This is a genomic window from Citrobacter sp. RHBSTW-01044, from assembly GCF_013781945.1.
Classification (GTDB): Bacteria; Pseudomonadota; Gammaproteobacteria; order Enterobacterales; family Enterobacteriaceae; genus Citrobacter; species Citrobacter braakii.
Genome location: NZ_CP056180.1, coordinates 3978490 through 4000151, shown reverse-complemented (window position 1 = coordinate 4000151; position 21662 = coordinate 3978490). Strand labels below are relative to the sequence as shown.

Below are 21662 nucleotides of genomic sequence, written 5' to 3'. Positions count from 1 at the left end.
CACCTCGGTAGTGTCAAACTTCAATCAGAACAAGTGTTGCTGTGTAAAAATAGCGGCTAATCATAGCTCAGCATGATGCATTTGAGAATGGCGGATTTACGATCGCCGATTCTGGCACCGCTGTCAGACTCCAGTTTTCAATGGCAAACGTGAGAATCTGATCCACGCGCATCTCCTGCCACGGGATATCGGAGTGCTGGCCGAGAAAGCGAAGCGCAGCAACAATCACCGGGCGTGGATCGCCTTGCGGCAGTGCAGGTGCATGATTTTGTTTTGAAAGTTTAGCGCCTTGTTCGTTGAGCGCCAGCGGCAGATGAATATAGTCCGGCGCTTGCCAGCCGAACTGTTGATACAACGAAATTTGCCGTACCGTCGGTTCGATAAGATCGGCACCGCGCACAATTTCCGTCACGCCCTGGAAGTGGTCGTCTACCACCACCGCGAGGTTATAGGCAAACAGCCCGTCGCGACGGTGAATAATAAAATCTTCCTTTGCAAGCCGCGGATCAGCCTGAATCACACCGCGCAGTTGGTCCGTAAACTGCATCACCGGATGGCGTTGCTTAATGCGGACCGCCGCCTGTTCAGGCCCGTGGCGTAGCTCACGGCAATGACCGTCGTAAATTCCGCCGACGCTTTGTATACGCGCGCGTGTACAGGTGCAGTAATAGCTTAGATCCTGCAGATGCAGCCAGGCCAGCGCCTCGCGGTAGGCGTCATGACGCTGGGATTGCCATAAAATATCGCCATCCCAGTGCAGCCCGTAATGTTCCAGCTGACGCAGAATCGTGTCTGCAGCACCGGGAACTTCACGAGGGGGGTCAATATCTTCAATGCGTACCCGCCAGATTCCGCGACGAGCACGGGCCTGCAGGTAACTCCCGAGGGCGGCAATCAGTGAACCAAAATGGAGTTCGCCAGAGGGGGAAGGGGCGAAGCGGCCAATATAATGTGAATCGCTCATTTTGCGGGCTAACAAATAATAAGGCGGGAGAAGCTCCCGCCTGTAGTAAACGTGGTAAAAATGACCGGAATTAACCTGCCATTTGTTTTTCGCGGATTTCTGCCAGCGTTTTACAGTCGATGCACAGATCGGCTGTCGGACGCGCTTCCAGACGGCGAATACCAATTTCTACGCCGCATGATTCGCAGTAGCCGAAATCTTCGTCTTCTACTTTCTTCAGCGTCTTCTCGATCTTTTTGATCAGTTTGCGCTCACGATCACGGTTACGCAGCTCAAGGCTGAATTCTTCTTCCTGTGCGGCGCGGTCCACCGGATCAGGGAAGTTAGCCGCTTCGTCTTGCATATGAGATACGGTGCGATCAACTTCATCCCTAAGTTGATTACGCCATGCCTCAAGAATACGCCTGAAGTGCGACAGCTGGGCTTCGTTCATATACTCTTCGCCCGGTTTCTCCTGGTACGGCTCCACCCCAGCGATGGCGAGAATACTCAGGGACGATGTTTTACGGTTTTGCCCTTCTTGCATGTTGCTTCTCCTTAACACGCACTATCGATCCCCATGTTCGGGGGAAAAATCAGGTCGCTATAAATAGCAGATGCTTTTCCGGATAGCAATTATCTAAACGTAACACTTGACAACCCTGTGAGGAAAAGCGTATTTGCCCACGCGCCCAGAATACTAATTAACCGAATATTTACACCATTACAAGGTAATGGGCAACGGCTCTTTAAGAGTCATACCATGGGCAGAAAGTTCCGCTTTATAAACCAGAATTTCTACCCCCTTAAGCTGTGCTTCAACTAATAATTGCGCATATTTTGCATCGATATGGCGCGCGGGTGAAAACCGTGTAATGGCTGAATGCAACACCGCGAAAAATATCACCGCGCGCTTGCCTTCGGCCGCTACGCTCATCAATTCCCGAAGATGTTTCTGACCTCGTTCAGTGATGGCATCGGGAAAATAACCCTGATCTTTTTCCGCCAACGTGACTGATTTCACTTCAATATAGCAGTCAGGTCGGGAATCCGCCTGTAACAAAAAGTCGATGCGGCTCCCTTCGGCGCCGTATTTTACTTCACTTTTCAAGGTGCTGTAGTCTGAAACTTCCGAAATTAACGAACGCTGAATAGCCTCTTTCGTTAATCTATTGGCCCACAGCGTGTTAACACAAATAAGTGCACCGGATTGGGTTTGCGTTAATTCCCAGGTATGTGGATATTTTCGTTTAGTATTTTCTGATGTCGAATACCAAACTGTATCTCCCGGCGTTGCGCAGCCGGTCATGGCTCCCGTATTGGGGCAGTGTAGCGTTAACGTTGTGCCATCCGGTGTGATCACATCCGCTAAAAAACGCTTATAGCGTTGAATGAGCGTTGCAGGTTGTAAAGGTGGAGAAAATTGCATGAACAGTTCCTTTGATTATTCAGTCAGCGTCCAGCGTTGCAACTGCGTGTAACGCGTGCGTCCTCGCATGAATGAGGAGGAATAAAGCCCAAACTCTGTTACCGGAAACGACCAGCCAAACCCTGGCGGAGGGATAGATACCGCGTGACCGGCGTCACGCAGCAGCGTGATATGCGGGTGAAACGGCTGCGGGCTCTGGTGGCACCCACTGCGTGCGGCTTGTGCCCGCAACATGTTCGCCAACTGCAGCAGCCCGCGCGGCGGCTGACGCATTCCCAACCACACGACTCGCGAGCGCAGCCATTGCCCGGCATCGTCGAGTTTGAGCGTAAAACCCGGCTGGCGAATACGCCCTGCAAGCTGCGTTAACGCATGCTGCTTCTCAGCGCTGACGTCGCCCAAAAAGGCGAGCGTCAGATGCAGATTATCGGCGGCGACGGGACGACCCGCTTCAGGGGGGAACTGCGCGGCCCGCCAGTGGATTAACTGCTCCCGAACCTCGCCAGGCAATTCAATCGCAAAGAACAGCCTTTTTGGCTCAGACATGATGGATACTCGGTTATGAATTAACGCGATGCTACAATGCAGCGCGAAGAATGTTAACCCTCTGGAGTCATTTGTGACGTCGTTGCCCGTTGCCGCCGTAGTGCCTGAACTACTTACCGCCCTTGATGCCTCGTCGCAGGTTTTGCTGACGGCGCCGACCGGTGCCGGGAAATCAACCTGGCTGCCGTTGCGACTCCTTGAACATCGCGGTATCAAGGGACGGATTATTTTGCTGGAGCCGCGGCGTCTGGCAGCACGCAATGTGGCGCAGCGGTTGGCGGAATTGCTGAATGAAAAGCCTGGCGAGACCGTGGGGTATCGCATGCGTGCGCAAAGCTGCGTAGGGCCGCAGACCCGCCTTGAGGTGGTGACGGAGGGGGTTCTGACGCGCATGATCCAGCGCGACCCCGAATTGACGGGCGTTGGGCTGATCATCCTCGACGAATTTCACGAGCGGAGTTTGCAGGCCGACCTGGCGCTGGCGCTGTTGCTGGATGTGCAGCAAGGGCTGCGTGACGATCTGAAACTGTTGATCATGTCTGCCACTTTGGACAACGGGCGTTTGCAGCAGATGTTGCCTGATGCGCCGACGATCGTTTCTGAAGGCCGCGCTTTTCCCGTTGAGCGACGATATCAGCCGTTGGCGGCGCATCTGCGTTTTGCTGAAGCGGTAGCGATAGCGACGGCAGAACTCCTGCGCCATGAAAGCGGGTCGCTGCTGCTGTTTTTACCGGGTGTAGGGGAAATCCAGCGCGTGCAGGAGCAACTGGCAACGCGTGTGGGCAGCGATGTGTTGTTGTGCCCACTGTACGGCGCGCTGACGCTTGCCGAGCAGCGTCAGGCGATTTTGCCCGCTCCGCAAGGCAAGCGCAAAGTGGTGCTGGCGACCAATATTGCCGAAACCAGCTTAACGATCGAAGGCATCCGGCTGGTGGTGGACTGCGCCCAGGAGCGCGTGGCGCGCTATGATGCGCGTACCGGTTTAACGCGACTGATTACCCAACGCATAAGCCAGGCCTCGATGACCCAGCGAGCGGGACGCGCGGGCCGTCTGGAACCCGGTATCTGCCTACATTTACTTGCCAAAGAGCAGGCGGAAAGAGCGGCGGCACAGGGAGAACCGGAGATTTTACAGAGCGACCTGTCCGGACTGCTGATGGAGTTACTGCAATGGGGATGCACCGACCCTGAGCAACTGAACTGGCTGGATACACCGCCCGCCATCAACCTGCAGGCGGCAAAGCGGCTGCTGCAGATGCTGGGGGCGCTTGAGGGTGACAGGCTCAGCGCCAGGGGGCAGAAAATGGCGACGTTGGGTAACGACCCCCGTTTAGCGGCTATGCTGGTTAGCGCCAACAATGACAATGAAGTGGCAACGGCGGCAAAACTGGCTGCGATTCTGGAAGAGCCGCCGCGAAGTGGCAGTACCGATCTGGCTGTAGCGTTTTCACGAAATCAGCCCGCCTGGCAGCAGCGCAGTCAACAATTACTGAAACGGCTTAACGTTCGCAGCGGACAGCCGGACAGCGCGCTGCTCCCCTCATTACTGGCGCAGGCGTTTGCCGATCGGATCGCGCGTCGGCGCGGGCAGGAAGGGCGCTATCAACTGGCGAATGGCATGGGGGCAATGCTGGATGCCGATGACGCCTCCGGACGCCATGAATGGCTGATTGCGCCGCTGTTACTGCAGGGCAGCGCTTCGCCGGATGCGCGTATTCTGCTGGCTCTGCCGCTGGATATCGAGGTGCTGATACAGGCATGCCCTGAACTGCTACAACAATCTGACACCATCGAATGGGATGAAACTCAGGGAACGTTAAAAGCATTGCGTCGGTCGCGCATTGGCAAGCTAACGGTAAAAGTACAGGCGCTGGCCAAACCCTCGGAAGAGGAGTTGCATCTGGCGATGTTGAACGGCATTCGCGATAAAGGGCTAAGTGTGCTCAACTGGACGCCGGAAGCCGAGCAGTTTCGCCTGCGTCTGCAATGTGCGGCAAACTGGTTGTCAGAGTATAACTGGCCCGCGGTAGATGAGGATTCTCTGCTGGCGACGCTGGAGAGCTGGCTGCTGCCGCACATGAGCGGTGTGCACTCGTTACGCGCGTTAAAAGCGCTAAATGTGGGTCAGGCGTTGCGCGGTTTGCTGGATTGGTCAATGCTGCAACGTCTGGATAGTGAACTGCCAGCGCATTACACTGTGCCGACGGGAAGCCGGATTGCCATTCGCTATCATGAGGATAACCCTCCGGTATTGGCGGTTCGGATGCAGGAAATGTTTGGTGAAGCGAAGACCCCAACCATCGCCGAGGGGCGCGTGCCGCTGGTGCTGGAACTGCTGTCTCCGGCCCAACGACCGCTGCAGGTAACGAGTGATTTGAGCGCGTTCTGGCAGGGATCGTACCGTGAGGTGCAAAAAGAGATGAAAGGGCGCTATCCCAAACATGTCTGGCCGGACGATCCGGCGAATACCGCGCCAACGCGGCGAACAAAGAAGTATTCGTAATGAAACTGTAGGCCGGATAAAGCGAAGCCGTCATCCGGTATAAACACGGCAGTAAATTGAGAGATTTCTTCTTCTGTTAACTGACGGAAGAACAGAGAATCGGGCCCTTGCGCCTGAATGTTGCGGAGAAAAAGCATGGCGGGGAATGACCGCGAGCCAATTGGACGTAAAGGGAAACCCTCGCGTCCGGTGAAACAAAAGGTGAGCCGTCGTCAACTCAGAGATGAAGAGTATGACGACGATTATGATGATGATGACTATGAGGATGAAGAACCGATGCCGCGTAAGGGTAAAGGCAAAGGGCGTAAGCCTCGTGGTAAACGCGGCTGGTTCTGGCTGCTGGTAAAACTGTCGATTGTTTTTTTGGTGCTGATCGCCATTTACGGCGTTTATCTGGACCAAAAAATTCGCAGCCGTATAGATGGTAAAGTCTGGCAGCTTCCTGCGGCAGTATATGGCCGTATGGTTAACCTTGAGCCAGAAATGCCGATCGGCAAGAACGAGATGGTGAAACTGCTGGAGGCTACGCAGTATCGTCAGGTGACGAAGATGACGCGCCCTGGCGAATTCACCGTGCAGGCGAAAAGCATCGAGATGATCCGTCGTCCGTTTGATTTTCCGGACAGTAAAGAAGGACAGGTGCGCGCGCGTCTGACCTTTGATGGCGACCATCTGGATACCATCGAGAATATGGATAACAACCGCCAGTTCGGTTTCTTCCGTCTCGATCCGCGGCTGATTACCATGCTTTCTTCGCCTAACGGTGAGCAGCGCCTGTTTGTCCCGCGCAGTGGATTCCCGGATCTGCTGGTGGACACGCTGCTGGCGACCGAAGATCGTCACTTCTATGAGCATGACGGTATCAGCCTCTATTCCATTGGCCGCGCGGTGCTGGCGAACCTGACGGCGGGGCGCACGGTACAAGGGGCCAGTACGCTGACCCAGCAACTGGTGAAAAACCTGTTCCTGTCCAGCGAACGTTCCTACTGGCGTAAGGCCAACGAAGCCTATATGGCGCTGATCATGGATGCGCGTTACAGCAAAGACCGCATTCTTGAGCTGTACATGAACGAAGTCTATCTCGGTCAAAGCGGTGACAATGAGATCCGCGGCTTCCCGCTGGCGAGCCTCTACTACTTTGGCCGTCCGGTGGAAGAGCTGAGCCTCGACCAGCAGGCGCTGCTGGTAGGGATGGTTAAAGGAGCGTCAATCTATAACCCGTGGCGTAACCCGAAGCTGGCACTGGAGCGTCGTAACCTGGTGCTGCGTTTACTACAACAGCAGCAGATTATCGACCAGGATCTGTATGACATGCTGAGCGCGCGTCCGTTAGGCGTACAGCCGCGTGGTGGGGTGATCTCACCGCAGCCCGCCTTTATGCAGATGGTGCGCCAGGAGCTACAGGCAAAGCTGGGCGATAAAGTTAAAGACCTCTCCGGCGTGAAGATTTTCACCACCTTTGATTCCGTGGCGCAGGATGCTGCAGAAAAAGCGGCGGTGGAAGGTATTCCGGTGCTGAAGAAACAACGTAAGCTGAGCGATCTGGAAACCGCGATTGTGGTGGTCGACCGCTTTAGCGGCGAAGTGCGTGCCATGGTTGGTGGGGCAGAACCGCAGTTCGCTGGTTATAACCGTGCGATGCAGGCACGTCGTTCGATTGGTTCTTTGGCTAAACCAGCGACCTATCTGACCGCGCTCAGCCAGCCGAAGCTGTATCGTCTAAATACTTGGATTGCCGATGCCCCGATTGCGCTGCGCCAGCCTAACGGCCAGGTGTGGTCGCCGCAGAACGATGACCGTCGCTATAGCGAAAGCGGAAAAGTGATGCTGGTGGATGCGTTAACGCGCTCAATGAACGTGCCAACGGTAAATCTGGGGATGGCGCTGGGCCTGCCTGCCGTCACCGATACCTGGCTGAAGCTGGGCGCGCCGAAAGATCAGCTTAACCCGGTTCCAGCCATGCTGCTGGGGGCGTTGAACCTGACGCCGATCGAAGTGGCGCAGGCGTTCCAGACTATCGCCAGCGGCGGGAACCGTGCGCCGCTGTCGGCGCTGCGTTCGGTGATTGCCGAAGATGGTACGGTGCTGTATCAGAGCTTCCCGCAGGCCGAGCGTGCCGTTCCGGCGCAGGCGGCGTATATGACGCTGTGGACCATGCAGCAGGTGGTTCAGCGTGGTACGGGGCGTCAGCTTGGCGCGAAATATCCTGGGCTTCATCTGGCAGGGAAAACCGGGACCACTAACAACAACGTGGATACCTGGTTTGCCGGGATCGACGGCAGCCAGGTAACCATCACCTGGGTGGGCCGTGATAACAACCAGCCAACCAAGCTGTACGGTGCCAGCGGTGCGATGTCGATTTATCAGCGTTATCTTGCCAACCAGACGCCAACACCGCTGGTGCTGACGCCGCCGGAAGATGTGGTGGATATGGGCGTGGACTACGACGGTAACTTCGTTTGTAGCGGGGGGATGCGTACGCTTCCGGTATGGACTACCGATCCTGATTCGCTGTGTCAGCAAGGTGAAATGATGCAACAGCCGACCGGGAATCCGTTCGATCAGTCAACACCGCAGCAGCAGCCTCAACAGCAGCAGCAACAACCGGCGCAGCAGGAAAAGAAAGATAGCGACGGTGTCGCTGGCTGGATAAAGGATATGTTCGGCAGTAACTGATATTGCTCAAAACCCGCTTCGGCGGGTTTTTCTTCTTTGGTCCATTCTCAGGGCCGAATAACATTCCAGCCTAATTTATTAACCCTTTCTTTTCATCTGGTTATTTCTTAACCCCTCAGTTTTAGTAGGGACGCGTATTGCTTGCTATCTCGCCAGAGTTTCGAATATTATGCTGCCGTTATAATAATAATTCTCGTTTACGTTATCATTCACTTTCATCAGAGAAATACCAATGGCGCGTCTTAAAACTGCTCAGCCAAGTTCATCGCTGCGTAAAATCGCAGTAGTGGTAGCCACAGCGGTTAGCGGCATGTCTGTCTATGCACAGGCGGCGGTTGACCCGAAAGAAGAAACCATCACCGTAACTGCTGCACCTGCCGCACAAGAAAGCGCATGGGGGCCAGCGGCAACCATCGCCGCACGACAGTCTGCTACGGCGACCAAAACCGACACCCCGATTCAAAAAGTTCCTCAGTCTATTTCAGTGGTCACCGCCGAAGAGATGGCGTTGCATCAGCCGAAATCAGTTAAAGAGGCGCTCAGCTACACGCCTGGCGTAGCCGTAGGTACCCGCGGCGCGTCTAACACCTATGACTACCTGATTATTCGCGGATTTGCCGCCGACGGCCAAAGTCAGAATAACTATCTGAATGGCCTGAAGATGCAGGGTAACTTCTACAACGATGCGGTAATCGACCCGTATATGCTGGAACGCGCTGAAGTGATGCGCGGTCCGGTTTCCGTTCTTTACGGAAAGAGTAACCCTGGCGGCTTGTTGAACATGGTCAGCAAACGCCCGACCACAGAGCCATTAAAAGAAATTCAGTTCAAGATGGGCACTGACAGCCTGTTCCAGACCGGTTTTGACTTCAGCGATGCGCTGGATGACGATGGTGTGTACTCATACCGCCTGACCGGCCTGGCGCGTTCCGCGAATGCGCAGCAGCAGGGCGCGGAAGAACAACGCTACGCCATCGCGCCATCTTTCACATGGCGTCCGGATGATAAAACGAACTTCACCTTCCTCTCCTACTTCCAGAACGAGCCAGAAACTGGCTATTACGGCTGGTTGCCGAAAGAGGGGACGGTGACTGAGCTGCCGAACGGCAAGCGTCTGCCTACCGATTTCAACGAAGGTGCGAACAACAATACCTACTCTCGTAACGAGAAGATGGTGGGCTACAGCTTCGACCACGAATTTAACGACACCTTTACCGTGCGTCAGAACCTGCGTTACGCGCAAAACAAGGTTTCGCAGAACAGCGTGTATGGCTACGGTATGTGCTCTGATCCGCTCTATACAAAGGATCCGGCTAACAGTCCTTGCGCCAGCGTTCCTCAGTCCGAGTGGGCTCACACGCTGACTCGTCAGTATGTTGACGATAATGAGAAATTGCAGAACTTCGCTGTTGATACCCAGTTGCAGAGCAAATTCGCTACCGGTTCCGTGGATCACACATTGCTGACCGGCGTTGACTATATGCGGATGCGTAACGATATCAACTCCTGGTTTGGTTGGGCTGGTTCTGTAGCGCCTTCAGATATTTATAACCTTGATCGCAGCGACTTTGATTTTGGGGCACATACTGGACCGGGCGCTCCCTACCGTGTTCTGAATAAACAGGAACAAACGGGCCTGTACGCTCAGGATCAGATGCAGTGGGATAAGGTGCTGGTCACTCTGGGCGGTCGTTACGACTGGGCTAAGCAGGACTCACTGAACCGTGTTTCTGGCGTGCTTGATTCCCGTGATGACAGACAGTTCACCTGGCGTGGCGGTGTTAACTACCTGTTCGACAACGGTGTGACTCCGTATTTCAGCTACAGCGAATCGTTTGAACCTAGTTCTCAGGTCGGGGAAAGCGGTAATATCTTTACTCCATCTAAAGGTAAGCAGTACGAAGCGGGCGTGAAGTATGTGCCGAGCGATCGTCCGATCGTGATCACCGGTGCTGTTTACCAGTTGACCAAAACCAACAACCTGATGGCCGACCCGAACGGATCATTCTGGTCAGTTGAAGGCGGTGAAATTCGCTCACGTGGTGTGGAAATTGAAGCGAAAGCGGCGCTGTCAGCCAGCGTTAACGTGGTCGGTTCTTATACCTATACCGATGCGGAGTACACCACCGACACCAACTACAAAGGCAACACGCCTGCTCAGGTGCCAAAACATATGGCATCACTGTGGGGGGATTACACCCTTTATGACGGCGCGCTTTCCGGGCTGACGTTGGGTACGGGGGTTCGTTATACTGGCTCCAGCTATGGCGATCCGGCAAACTCCTTCAAAGTGGGAAGCTATACGCTGGTGGATGCGTTAGTACGTTACGATCTGGCGCGCGTCGGCATGGCGGGTTCCAACGTGGCGCTGCATGTGAACAACCTGTTTGACCGTGAGTACGTCGCCAGCTGCTTCAATACCTATGGCTGCTTCTGGGGCGCAGAACGTCAGGTCGTTGCAACCGCAACCTTCCGTTTCTAATTTCTTTTTGGGCACGCTTTGCGTGCCCGTTTTACAAGTTGGCTGCTATGCAGGAAAACAGATCCCATCCCGACACCACTTTCGCGTTGCGTAATGTCTCCTTTCGTGTGCCTGGCCGCACGCTGTTGCATCCTCTCTCATTAACTTTTCCGGTGGGGAAAGTAACCGGCCTTATCGGCCACAACGGGTCCGGAAAATCGACGTTATTGAAAATGCTGGGACGTCATCAGCCGCCGTCGGAAGGTGAAATCCTGCTCGACGAACAGCCGCTGGAGAACTGGAGCAGTAAAGCGTTTGCCCGCAAGGTCGCCTATCTGCCGCAGCAGTTGCCGCAGGCCGAAGGGATGACGGTGCGTGAACTGGTGGCGATTGGCCGCTATCCGTGGCACGGGGCGCTGGGACGTTTTGGCGTTGCCGACAGAGAGAAAGTAGAAGAAGCTATTTCGTTGGTCGGCTTAAAACCGCTGGCGCACCGCCTGGTGGATAGCCTGTCCGGCGGAGAACGCCAGCGTGCGTGGATTGCCATGCTGGTGGCGCAGGACAGCCGCTGTCTGCTGCTTGATGAGCCGACTTCCGCGCTGGATATCGCTCATCAGGTTGACGTGCTGGCGCTGGTGCATCGCTTAAGCCAGCAGCGTGGGCTAACGGTGATTGCGGTGCTGCATGACATCAACATGGCGGCCCGCTACTGCGATTACTTAGTTGCGCTGCGCGGTGGTGAAATGATTGCGCAAGGAACGCCTGCTGAACTGATGCGCAGTGAAACTCTGGAACAGATTTACGGTATCCCGATGGGCATTTTGCCGCATCCGGCCGGTGCCGCACCCGTGAGTTTTGTCTATTAATGATTGAATTACATCATATTACCCGTCGGCGTCTGCTTACGGCGATGGCTCTCTCGCCGCTGCTGTGGCGGATGAATACGGCGTCCGCCGCGGCGATTGATCCGCAGCGTATTGTGGCGCTGGAATGGCTGCCGGTAGAGCTGTTGCTGGCGCTGGGTATTACGCCGTATGGCATTGCGGATATCCCTAACTACAAGCTGTGGGTCAGTGAGCCACCTCTACCGGACTCGGTGATTGATGTCGGGCTACGCACGGAACCCAATCTCGAACTGCTGACCGAAATGAAACCCTCGTTTTTGCTCTGGTCGGCAGGCTATGGTCCTTCCCCGGAAAAGCTGGCGCGTATTGCACCTGGTCGGGGATTTAACTTCAGCGACGGTAAAAAACCGCTGATCGTTGCGCGACAATCGCTGCAGGAAATGGCGCAATTGTTTAATCTGCAGGACTCTGCTGAACGCCATCTGACTGAGTACGATCATTTTATTGCCAGCCTGAAGCCGCGCTTCATTCAACGCGGCGCGCGCCCTGTGCTTCTCACCTCTCTGCTTGATTCGCGGCATATGCTGGTGTTTGGCCCAAACAGCCTGTTTCAGGACGTGCTGGACGAATATGGGATCCCCAACGCCTGGCAGGGAGAGACAAACTTTTGGGGCAGCACTGCCGTGAGTATTGACCGTCTGGCTGCTTTTCAGGATGTCGATGTATTGTGCTTTGATCACGGCAACGATAAAGAGATGGCTGCACTGATGTCTACGCCGTTGTGGCAGGCGATGCCCTTTGTTCGCAGCGGACGTTTTCAGCGCGTGCCGGCCGTCTGGTTCTATGGCGCAACGCTATCAGCCATGCATTTTGCCCGCATTCTGGATAATGCGCTGGGAGGCAAAGCGTGAGTAAACGTATCGCGCTGTTCCCCATTCTCCTGCTGACGGTTCTGTTTGTTGCTGCCTGCTGGCTCACATGGGTTAACTTCTCCGTTGCGCTACCGCGCAACCAGTGGCAACAGGCTATCTGGTCACCGGATATCGATGCCATTAAACAGATGGTTTTCCACTACAGTCTGCTGCCGAGGCTGGCGATTTCGCTGTTGGTCGGTGCCGGGCTGGGACTGGTCGGCGTATTGTTTCAGCAGGTGCTGCGTAACCCACTGGCGGAGCCAACCACGCTAGGTGTTGCGACCGGTGCGCAGTTGGGCATTACCGTCACGACGCTGTGGGCTATTCCCAGTGCGCTCACCACGCAATTTGCTGCGCTGGCAGGTGCTTGTGTCGTTGGGGCGCTGGTGTTTGGCGTCGCCTGGGGTAAACGTCTTTCTCCGGTGACGTTAATCCTTGCCGGACTGGTGGTCAGCCTGTACTGCGGGGCGATTAACCAGTTGATGGTTATCTTCCATCACGATCAACTGCAAAGCATGTTTTTATGGAGCAGCGGCACGCTAACCCAAACCGACTGGAGCGGCGTACAGCGACTGTGGCCGCAACTGCTGGGCGGCGTGATGCTGACTCTGCTGCTGTTGCGTCCAATGACGCTGATGGGACTGGATGACGGCGTGGCGCGTAACCTCGGTCTGGCGTTGTCGCTGGCGCGCCTGGCGGCCTTATCGCTGGCGATTGTCATCAGCGCCTTGCTGGTTAACGCGGTTGGGATTATCGGCTTTATTGGCCTCTTTGCACCGCTGCTGGCGAAAATGCTCGGCGCGCGGCGTCTGTTGGCGCGTCTGATGCTGGCCCCGCTGATTGGTGCGTTGATCCTCTGGCTCTCTGACCAAATCATTCTGTGGCTGACCCGCGTATGGATGGAGGTCTCCACCGGTTCGGTGACGGCGCTGATTGGCGCGCCATTGCTGCTGTGGTTGTTGCCGCGCCTTAGAAGTATGAGCGCACCGGATATGAATGCCAGCAACCGTATCGCCGCGGAGCGTCAGAATGTACTGATGTTTGCGCTGGCGGGCGGGGTGGTTTTGCTGCTGACTCTGGTGGTGGCGCTGTCGTTTGGCCGCGATGCGCACGGCTGGACATGGGCCAGCGGCGCGATGCTGGATGAACTGATGCCCTGGCGCTGGCCACGTATTCTGGCGGCGTTGATTGCCGGGGTGATGCTGGCGGTAGCGGGCTGTATTATTCAGCGTCTGACCGGAAACCCAATGGCGAGCCCGGAAGTTCTGGGCATTAGCTCCGGCGCGGCATTTGGCGTGGTGTTAATGCTGTTTCTGGTCCCCGGAAATGCCTTTGGCTGGCTGCTGCCCGCAGGGAGCCTCGGGGCTGCGGTCACCTTGCTTATCATTATGATTGCCGCCGGGCGCGGTGGTTTTTCGCCGCACCGTATGCTGCTGGCAGGGATGGCGCTCAGTACGGCGTTTACTATGTTGTTGATGATGCTGCAGGCCAGCGGCGATCCGCGTATGGCGGGCGTGCTGACCTGGATCTCCGGCTCAACCTATAACGCGACGGGTGAACAGGTACTGCGCACCGGAATTGTGATGGTTATCCTGCTGGCACTGACACCGCTGTGTCGTCGTTGGCTGACGATTTTACCGCTCGGCGGCGATACGGCGCGTGCGGTGGGTATGGCGATCACGCCGTCACGCATAGGGTTACTGCTGTTGGCTGCGGGGCTAACGGCGACAGCAACCATGACCATTGGACCGTTGAGTTTTGTCGGGCTGATGGCTCCGCATATTGCCCGAATGATGGGTTTTCGTCGCGCGATGCCGCATATGCTGATTTCGGCGCTGGCGGGAGGTGTGCTGCTGGTCTTTGCTGACTGGTGCGGCAGGATGGTGCTGTTTCCGTATCAGATCCCGGCAGGATTACTGTCGACGTTTATTGGCGCGCCGTACTTTATCTATCTGCTACGTAAGCAGAATCGCTGAGGTTAATCTCTTCCATTTAGGCTGCGTCGCCATTCGGCAATAAAAAAGCCGGGTGGCGGCTTCGCCTTACCCGGCCTACGTTATTTCTGGACGTTCTCTTTTACAATTTCGCAAACACCCGGCGCGCGGCGTCGATGGTGTTATTGATATCGTCTTCACTGTGCGCGACGGACATAAAGCCCGCTTCGAAGGCGGACGGCGCCAGGTAAATCCCTTCATCCAGCATCATGTGGAAGAAACGCTTGAAGCGTTCAACGTCGCATGCCATCACATCCTGATAGCAGGTCACGGTTTCTGCATCGGTGAAGAAAATCCCGAACATCCCGCCCACATGGTTAACCACCAGCGGAATATTCGTCTCTTCGGCGGCTTCCAGCAGACCTTCCGCCAGACGCGTCGTCAGTTCGTTCAGCGTTTCATGAATACCCGGCTGGGCCACTTCGTTCAGACAAGCAAAACCTGCCGCCATCGCAATCGGGTTACCTGAAAGCGTACCCGCCTGATACACCGGACCGGTCGGCGCCAGCGCGTCCATCACATCACGGCGACCGCCGAATGCGCCAACGGGCATCCCGCCACCGATGATTTTGCCAAGGCAGGTCAGATCCGGAACGACGCCGTAATAATCCTGCGCACCGGCTAGCGCCACGCGGAAACCGGTCATGACTTCATCGATGATCAACAGCGCGCCAAACTCATCACACAGGGCACGCAGGCCCGGCAGGAATTCTGGCAGCGGCGGGATGCAGTTCATGTTGCCTGCGACCGGCTCAACGATAATGCACGCGATCTCCTGCGGATACTGTTCGAATGCCGCGCGAACGGAAGAGAGATCGTTGTAGGTGCAGGTCAGGGTGTGTTTCGCGAAATCGGCTGGAACGCCCGGAGAGTTTGGCTGACCCAGCGTTAACGCGCCGGAACCAGCTTTAACCAGCAGGCAGTCGGCATGACCGTGATAGCAACCTTCAAATTTGATGATCTTATCGCGACCGGTGAAACCGCGCGCCAGACGGATTGCGCTCATCGTCGCTTCCGTACCGGAGTTCACCATACGCACCATATCCATGGTCGGCACAAGTTCAGTGACCAGCTCCGCCATTTTCACTTCCATCTCGGTCGGCGCGCCGAAGCTTAAACCGCGCTCTGCGGCTTCAATCACCGCATTGCGAATTGCCGGGTGGTTATGGCCCAGTACCATCGGTCCCCAGGAACCGACGTAATCGACATAGGCTTTACCATCGACATCGTACAGATACGCGCCGTCCGCTTTTTCGATAAACAGCGGAGTACCACCCACGCCAGTAAAGGCGCGAACGGGGGAGTTAACGCCGCCAGGGATAAGTTCGCGTGCTGCGCTGTAGAGATTTTCAGACTTACTCATGGATGGGGTCCTGGTTCGTAGAAAAAGTAAATGCCCGCTATTCTAGTTATTCAGAGAAGGTTATGAAAGTTTTACGCAATTGAAACAATGCGATTTGCAGGGGATTTTCGTGAAATGTGCGAGTAGAATGCCGATTCCGTATTTGTATTACCAATTAATGATCATCTGATGAAGACTGACTCTCCCTCTTTTGAAGCACAACAAATTGTGCGTTTACGCCGCAGGGATCAAATCCGTCGACTCCTGGAACGCGACAAAACGCCGCTGGCGATCCTGTTGATGGCCGCCGTTGTCGGTACCGTGACGGGGCTTGTTGGCGTGGCATTTGAGAAAGCGGTGACCTGGGTACAAAATCAGCGCATTGGCGCCCTGGCCCAGGTTGCGGACCATGCCATTCTGCTGTGGCCGCTGGCGTTTATTCTCTCTGCATTGCTGGCGATGGTCGGCTATTTTCTGGTTCGTAAATTTGCGCCGGAAGCGGGAGGCTCGGGGATCCCTGAGATTGAAGGCGCGCTGGAAGAGCTACGACCTGTGCGCTGGTGGCGCGTTCTGCCGGTAAAATTTATTGGCGGCATGGGCACGCTGGGAGCCGGTATGGTGCTCGGGCGAGAAGGGCCGACCGTACAGATAGGCGGGAACATTGGGCGCATGGTGCTGGATATTTTCCGCATGCGTAGCGCCGAAGCGCGACATACCCTGCTGGCCACCGGTGCGGCTGCGGGTTTGTCGGCGGCGTTTAATGCGCCTCTGGCGGGGATCCTGTTCATTATTGAAGAGATGCGCCCGCAGTTTCGCTATAACCTCGTCTCGATCAAAGCCGTGTTTACCGGCGTTATTATGTCGAGCATTGTGTTTCGTGTGTTCAACGGTGAAGCACCGATTATTGAAGTCGGAAAGCTGTCTAATGCGCCGGTAAATACGCTGTGGCTGTATCTTGTGCTGGGGCTTATTTTTGGCTGTGTCGGGCCGTTGTTCAACACCATGGTGTTGCGTACCCAGGATATGTTCCAGTGCTTCCACGGCGGTGAAATTAAAAAATGGGTGCTGATGGGCGGCGCGATTGGTGGCCTGTGCGGGATCCTGGGATTAATTAAACCGGAAGCGGCAGGCGGCGGGTTTAACCTGATTCCTATCGCCGCGGCGGGTAATTTTAGCGTCGGTTTACTGCTGTTTATATTTATTACCCGGGTGATCACCACGCTGCTGTGCTTCTCTTCCGGCGCGCCCGGTGGGATTTTTGCCCCGATGCTGGCGCTGGGTACGTTACTTGGCACCGCGTTCGGTATGGCCGCGGCGGCCTCTTTTCCACAGTATCATCTGGAGGCCGGAACCTTTGCCATTGCCGGAATGGGGGCTTTGCTGGCGGCTTCGGTACGTGCACCGCTAACCGGTATTGTACTGGTGCTGGAGATGACCGATAACTATCAGCTCATTTTGCCAATGATTATTACCTGTCTTGGCGCAACACTATTAGCCCAATTTATGGGTGGAAAGCCGCTATACTCGACTATCCTTGCCCGCACGCTGGCAAAACAGGAAGCGGAGCAAGCGGCAAAAAGCCAGAGTACCGCCGCTGGCGAGAATACTTGAACGAAATACCAGGGTATTAGATAATGGCCTTAACCATTGGGTTATAATTTGCCCAATTGCCAATGTCGTTTGGAGCAAAATATGAGTGATGACGTAGCGCTGCCACTGCAATTTACTGAAGCAGCAGCCAATAAAGTAAAAAGCCTGATCGCTGACGAAGATAACCCGAATCTGAAATTACGCGTGTATATCACCGGCGGTGGTTGCAGCGGTTTCCAGTACGGTTTCACCTTTGATGATCAGGTGAACGATGGTGATATGACCATTGAGAAACAAGGTGTGGGTCTGGTGGTTGATCCGATGAGCCTGCAATATCTGGTGGGCGGCGCGGTTGACTATACCGAAGGTCTGGAAGGTTCCCGCTTCGTTGTGACTAACCCCAATGCGAAAAGCACCTGCGGGTGTGGTTCTTCTTTCAGCATCTGATTGCTGCCTGTAATACCGATGGTCTGATGGTGTAGGCCCGGTAAGCGTAGCGCCACCGGGCAATGTGCCGGTTGGCGGCGTAAACGCCTTATCCGGCCTACATGTTCTGCATCATCACATCAGCGCCCGTTATCATCCAGTGCAAACGTCGGCAATTTCAAATGCCAGCGAATGGCGGCAAGCCTAATCAGCAGGGTGACGATCATCCCCATCATACTGGCGTTTTCCAGCGATACATTAAAGGTATAAAACGCTGTTGCATGCACGATCCCGCCGATAATACATGCCGTGGCGTAGATTTCGGTGCGCAGAATCATCGGGACTTCACGAGCTAACACATCGCGAATGATCCCGCCGCCGACGCCGGTAATCACCCCCATACAGATCGCCACCAGGGGGCCCGTCCCGGCGAGAAATGCTTTATTGACGCCAATCCCCACGAACACAGCCAGGCCAACGGCATCCAGCACCGGAAGGATCCACTTCGGTAAACGTCGTGGCTGACGTACCAGCAGGATTGTCAGCATGCTGGTGATCATTGCCACCACCAGATCGGTGGGATCCTTAACCCAAAATACCGGCCCATGATCCAGCGCCATATCGCGGATCGTACCGCCGCCAACGGCGGTAACCACCCCGAGTACCAGGACGCCAAACGGGTCCATTCGCAATTTTCCGGCCAGTAAGACGCCAGAGATAGCAAATACCGCGGTACCGACAATATCCAGCCAATAGACGAGCATTTTTAAATCCTCACAACAGACCTGGTGGGGGCAGGCGCTAATTTATCTGTGAAAGCGCATTACAGAGTTGTTTTGCGGCGAGGATAATACGCGGGCTCGCGCGTTCGAACCAGTCACTATTAAGTGTAATAATGGGTATTTTTAGCTGGTTTCCCCAGTATTGTTCAATTTTCAGAGTTTCGCCTGGCCCTCCGGTTGCAACAATAGCCTGGGGCGCTCGTGCCAGGACCTGCTCACGGCTAACCTGCGGCCAGGGGACCCGACTGCCGGCAAAGATGTTTTCTCCACCGCATACCTCAAGAACTTCGTGCTGAATGGAGCCTTTTCCACTGGTAAACAGAGGATTTGCGCCAAACTGGAGAAACACGCGTTTTTTCGGTTTGTTGGCATACCGAGATTTTAGTAAAGCATAGTCATCAAGCATGGTTTGCGCCGCCTGTTTAGCCTGCTCAGGCTTTGGGCTCCACGCTGCCAGCTGGCGGAGCGCATCGGCGACCTGCTCGATAGTAACGGCGTCCACCCAGATGACCTTAATTCCCAGGGCGGTCAGCTGATTCACCTGCCGCTCAGCATTTCCCCCGCGCCAGGCGACGACTAAATCCGGTTTAAGCGCCACAATGCGTTCAAGGTTCATACCTTGCCAGGTGGAAACCTCCTCGATATTTTTGGCCGCTGGCGGGTAGTTTGAGTAGCTACTGACGCCTACGGGTGTAATGCCGGCGGCAAAGGCGAGTTCGGTATTGGCTGGAGAAAGCGTCACAACACGCGGTGCGGCATACAGGAACGCCGGAAGAGTGAATAGCAGGGCGACCAGCGCCCTGGAGAGTAATTTAGCCATGCGCCAGTTTCTGTACCAGCGTTTCAACCATCAGGCTTGACTGTTTCGCGGCAACAACCAGGAACTCGTCAAAGCTGAGATGGGACTGCTGATCGGCGACGTCAGAGATGGCGCGAACCACGACAAACGGCACATTGAAGTTATGGCAAACGTGCGCAATCGCGGTCGCTTCCATCTCAACGGCAATGGCCTGCGGGAAGTTATGCTTAATTTTAGCCAGACCCACGGAGCCATTAATGAAGGCATCGCCGCTGACGATAAGTCCGCGAACGGCGTTCAGATTGAGTTGTGCAATGCAGGATTCTGCTGCAGCAATCAGCGCAGGATCGGCTTTAAAACCAGCCGGGCAGCCCGGTAACTGACCAAATTCATAGCCAAAGGCGGTGACGTCGGCATCGTGATAGCGCGCTTCGTCAGAAACCACAATATCGCCGACTTTCAGCGTAGAGGCCAGGCCGCCCGCGGAACCGGTGTTAATGATGGCATCCGGCTTGCAGCGTTCAAGCAGCAGCGTAGCGCCCAGCGCCGCCGCCACTTTACCGATACCTGATTTCAGTAGCGCAACCTCTGTACCGTTCAGTTGGCCGGTGTAAATTTCACAACCGCCGAGAGAGAGGGTCTGACGGTTTTCGATTTTGTCACGCAGCAGCGTAACTTCTTCTTCCATTGCACCAATGATGCCGATTTTCATAGATTTACTCGCGATAAGCCAGATTTGAGGGCATAGTCTATCATGCGCTTAAGGGGTAGCGCATTTCTCAGGCGGGAGAGGATATGGTACAGATCGATTTCCGAAAAAAAATAAACTGGCATCGTCGTTACCGTTCGCCGCAGGGCGTGAAGACGGAGCATGAGATCCTGCGTATTTTCGAAAGCGATCGTGGACGTATTATCAATTCTCCGGCTATTCGCCGACTGCAACAAAAAACCCAGGTTTTTCCGCTGGAGCGTAACGCGGCGGTGCGCACGCGCCTGACGCACTCGATGGAAGTTCAGCAAGTTGGGCGCTATATCGCTAAAGAGATCCTCAGCCGACTGAAAGAACTAAAACTGCTGGAGCAGTATGGTCTGGATGAACTGACGGGACCGTTTGAGAGTATTGTCGAAATGTCGTGCCTGATGCATGACATTGGCAATCCGCCGTTTGGTCATTTTGGTGAAGCGGCGATTAATGACTGGTTCCGCCAGCGGCTGTATCCCGCCGACGCGGAAAGTCAGCCCCTCAGCGATGACCGCTGCCTGGTGGCGGCGTTACGTTTGCGCGAAGGCGAAGAGTCGCTGAATGATATTCGCCGTAAGGTGCGCCAGGACCTGTGCCATTTTGAAGGTAATGCCCAAGGGATTCGTCTGGTGCATACTTTGATGCGTATGAATCTTACTTGGGCTCAGGTTGGTGGTATTTTAAAATATACCCGTCCGGCGTGGTGGCGCGGAAGTACGCCTACGACGCATGACTATTTAATGAAGAAACCGGGCTATTACCTTTCTGAAGAACCGTATATTGAACGGTTACGTAAAGAATTATCATTAGCGCCCTACAGTCGCTTTCCGTTAACCTGGATAATGGAAGCTGCCGATGATATCTCTTATTGCGTGGCCGACCTGGAAGATGCCGTTGAGAAAAGAATCTTTAGCGTCGAACAACTTTATCACCATCTGCATGAGGCGTGGGGGCATCACGAAAAAGGTTCCCTGTTTAGCCAGGTTGTTGAGAATGCCTGGGAGAAATCACGTTCAAATACATTAAGCCGGAGCACGGAAGATCAGTTCTTTATGTATTTACGCGTCAATACGCTGAATAAACTGGTGCCGTATGCAGCCCAGCGGTTTATTGATAATTTACCGCAGGTTTTTGACGGCAGCTTTAATCACGCCCTGTTAGAAGATGCCAGTAGCTTTAGTCAGTTGCTGGGGGTCTATAAAAATGTGGCGGTAAAACACGTATTTAGTCATCCGGACGTTGAGCAGTTGGAATTACAGGGGTATCGGGTGATCAGCGGGTTGCTGGAGATCTATCAGCCTTTATTAAAAATGTCCCAGTCAGATTTTACTGAGCTGGTCGACAATGAAAGAGTTAAACGTTTTCCTATCGAATCACGATTATTTCAGAAGTTGTCTACTCGCCATCGTCTTGCTTATGTCGAGGCGGTTAGTAAAATATCAACGGGTTGCGCTGAGTTTTCGGTAATGGAATATTATTATCGCTGCCGGCTGATTCAGGATTATATCAGCGGGATGACCGATCTGTATGCCTGGGATGAATATCGTCGCTTGATGGCCGTAGAACAATAAATACTCATTTGTAAAGACGGCCAATAAAATTTTACTTTTTCCTTAAACTCAATTCTGGAACTTAGCGCTATAAAACGACTCTGACGTATACAGCAATTT

At 54.8% G+C, this 21662-nt stretch carries 17 protein-coding genes and 1 pseudogene; 10 read left to right on the top strand and 8 right to left on the bottom strand.

Annotated elements, in window-relative coordinates:
• Positions 1-67: 67 nt before the first annotated feature.
• From gluQRS to thpR, 4 genes are all read right to left on the bottom strand, one after another.
• Positions 68-964 carry a tRNA glutamyl-Q(34) synthetase GluQRS gene (gluQRS, locus tag HV352_RS19255; protein ID WP_141875922.1) on the bottom strand — a complete coding sequence of 299 codons (897 nt, stop codon included), beginning with the start codon at positions 962-964 and terminating at the stop codon, positions 68-70.
• Positions 965-1034: 70 nt separating this feature from the next.
• Positions 1035-1490, bottom strand: coding sequence for an RNA polymerase-binding protein DksA (gene dksA, locus HV352_RS19250; protein ID WP_003018625.1), 456 nt, complete (start codon positions 1488-1490; stop codon positions 1035-1037).
• A gap of 177 nt (positions 1491-1667) precedes the next feature.
• A complete protein-coding gene (gene sfsA, locus HV352_RS19245; RefSeq protein ID WP_016151742.1) occupies positions 1668-2372 on the bottom strand; it encodes a DNA/RNA nuclease SfsA in 705 nt (234 codons plus the stop codon).
• Between the two features lie 15 nt (positions 2373-2387).
• Positions 2388-2918, bottom strand: coding sequence for an RNA 2',3'-cyclic phosphodiesterase (thpR, locus tag HV352_RS19240; protein ID WP_016155716.1), 531 nt, complete (start codon positions 2916-2918; stop codon positions 2388-2390).
• A gap of 73 nt (positions 2919-2991) precedes the next feature.
• On the opposite strand from thpR, the gene hrpB reads away from it, so the two are divergent.
• From hrpB to fhuB, 6 genes are all read left to right on the top strand, one after another.
• Entirely contained in the window at positions 2992-5421 is a 2430-nt protein-coding gene (hrpB, locus tag HV352_RS19235; RefSeq protein ID WP_181634991.1) for an ATP-dependent helicase HrpB, read from the top strand.
• Positions 5422-5556: 135 nt separating this feature from the next.
• Positions 5557-8097 (top strand): bifunctional glycosyl transferase/transpeptidase, encoded by a 2541-nt coding sequence (mrcB, locus tag HV352_RS19230; RefSeq protein WP_016151745.1) that lies wholly within the window; start codon positions 5557-5559, stop codon positions 8095-8097.
• A 232-nt stretch (positions 8098-8329) separates the two neighbouring features.
• Positions 8330-10579, top strand: coding sequence for a ferrichrome porin FhuA (gene fhuA, locus HV352_RS19225; protein ID WP_049269202.1), 2250 nt, complete (start codon positions 8330-8332; stop codon positions 10577-10579).
• Positions 10580-10626: 47 nt separating this feature from the next.
• Positions 10627-11424: a Fe3+-hydroxamate ABC transporter ATP-binding protein FhuC gene (gene fhuC / locus HV352_RS19220; protein WP_003845793.1), complete on the top strand. Its 798-nt coding sequence runs from the start codon at positions 10627-10629 to the stop codon at positions 11422-11424.
• Positions 11424-12314, top strand: a complete 891-nt coding sequence (gene fhuD / locus HV352_RS19215) for a Fe(3+)-hydroxamate ABC transporter substrate-binding protein FhuD (RefSeq protein ID WP_053389223.1) — start codon at positions 11424-11426, stop codon at positions 12312-12314. The genes fhuC and fhuD overlap by 1 nt, the downstream gene beginning before the upstream one ends.
• On the top strand, positions 12311-14293 hold the full coding sequence (fhuB, locus tag HV352_RS19210; RefSeq protein WP_181634990.1) for a Fe(3+)-hydroxamate ABC transporter permease FhuB: 1983 nt from the start codon (positions 12311-12313) through the stop codon (positions 14291-14293). Before fhuD ends, fhuB begins: the two co-directional genes overlap by 4 nt.
• Positions 14294-14393: 100 nt before the next feature.
• Here the strand turns inward: fhuB and hemL are convergent, their stop codons facing one another.
• Positions 14394-15674: a glutamate-1-semialdehyde 2,1-aminomutase gene (hemL, locus tag HV352_RS19205; protein ID WP_016155721.1), complete on the bottom strand. Its 1281-nt coding sequence runs from the start codon at positions 15672-15674 to the stop codon at positions 14394-14396.
• 168 nt (positions 15675-15842) lie between these two features.
• On the opposite strand from hemL, the gene clcA reads away from it, so the two are divergent.
• The 3 genes and pseudogenes from clcA (at position 15843) to erpA (ending at position 17690) form a co-directional block, all read left to right on the top strand.
• Positions 15843-17264: a H(+)/Cl(-) exchange transporter ClcA gene (clcA, locus tag HV352_RS19200; RefSeq protein WP_016155722.1), complete on the top strand. Its 1422-nt coding sequence runs from the start codon at positions 15843-15845 to the stop codon at positions 17262-17264.
• Between the two features lie 23 nt (positions 17265-17287).
• Positions 17288-17353, top strand: a pseudogene (yadW, locus tag HV352_RS23605) (small protein YadW).
• The gene (erpA, locus tag HV352_RS19195; protein WP_003018581.1) at positions 17346-17690 is read left to right on the top strand and encodes an iron-sulfur cluster insertion protein ErpA; all 345 of its coding nucleotides are present in this window, start codon (positions 17346-17348) and stop codon (positions 17688-17690) included. The pseudogene yadW and the gene erpA overlap by 8 nt, the downstream one beginning before the upstream one ends.
• 119 nt (positions 17691-17809) lie before the next feature.
• On the opposite strand, the gene HV352_RS19190 is transcribed toward erpA, so the two are convergent.
• From HV352_RS19190 to mtnN, 3 genes are read right to left on the bottom strand one after another with little or no spacing between them, the layout of a single operon-like run.
• Positions 17810-18433 (bottom strand): TRIC cation channel family protein, encoded by a 624-nt coding sequence (locus tag HV352_RS19190; protein WP_006686772.1) that lies wholly within the window; start codon positions 18431-18433, stop codon positions 17810-17812.
• Positions 18434-18470: 37 nt separating this feature from the next.
• The gene (btuF, locus tag HV352_RS19185) at positions 18471-19271 is read right to left on the bottom strand and encodes a vitamin B12 ABC transporter substrate-binding protein BtuF (RefSeq protein WP_016155723.1); all 801 of its coding nucleotides are present in this window, start codon (positions 19269-19271) and stop codon (positions 18471-18473) included.
• On the bottom strand, positions 19264-19962 hold the full coding sequence (gene mtnN, locus HV352_RS19180; RefSeq protein ID WP_016151752.1) for a 5'-methylthioadenosine/S-adenosylhomocysteine nucleosidase: 699 nt from the start codon (positions 19960-19962) through the stop codon (positions 19264-19266). Before mtnN ends, btuF begins: the two co-directional genes overlap by 8 nt.
• Before the next feature lie 83 nt (positions 19963-20045).
• Here mtnN and dgt point away from each other — a divergent pair, with 83 nt between their 5' ends.
• Positions 20046-21563 (top strand): dGTPase, encoded by a 1518-nt coding sequence (dgt, locus tag HV352_RS19175; RefSeq protein ID WP_016155724.1) that lies wholly within the window; start codon positions 20046-20048, stop codon positions 21561-21563.
• The last annotated feature ends 99 nt before the right edge of the window (positions 21564-21662 follow it).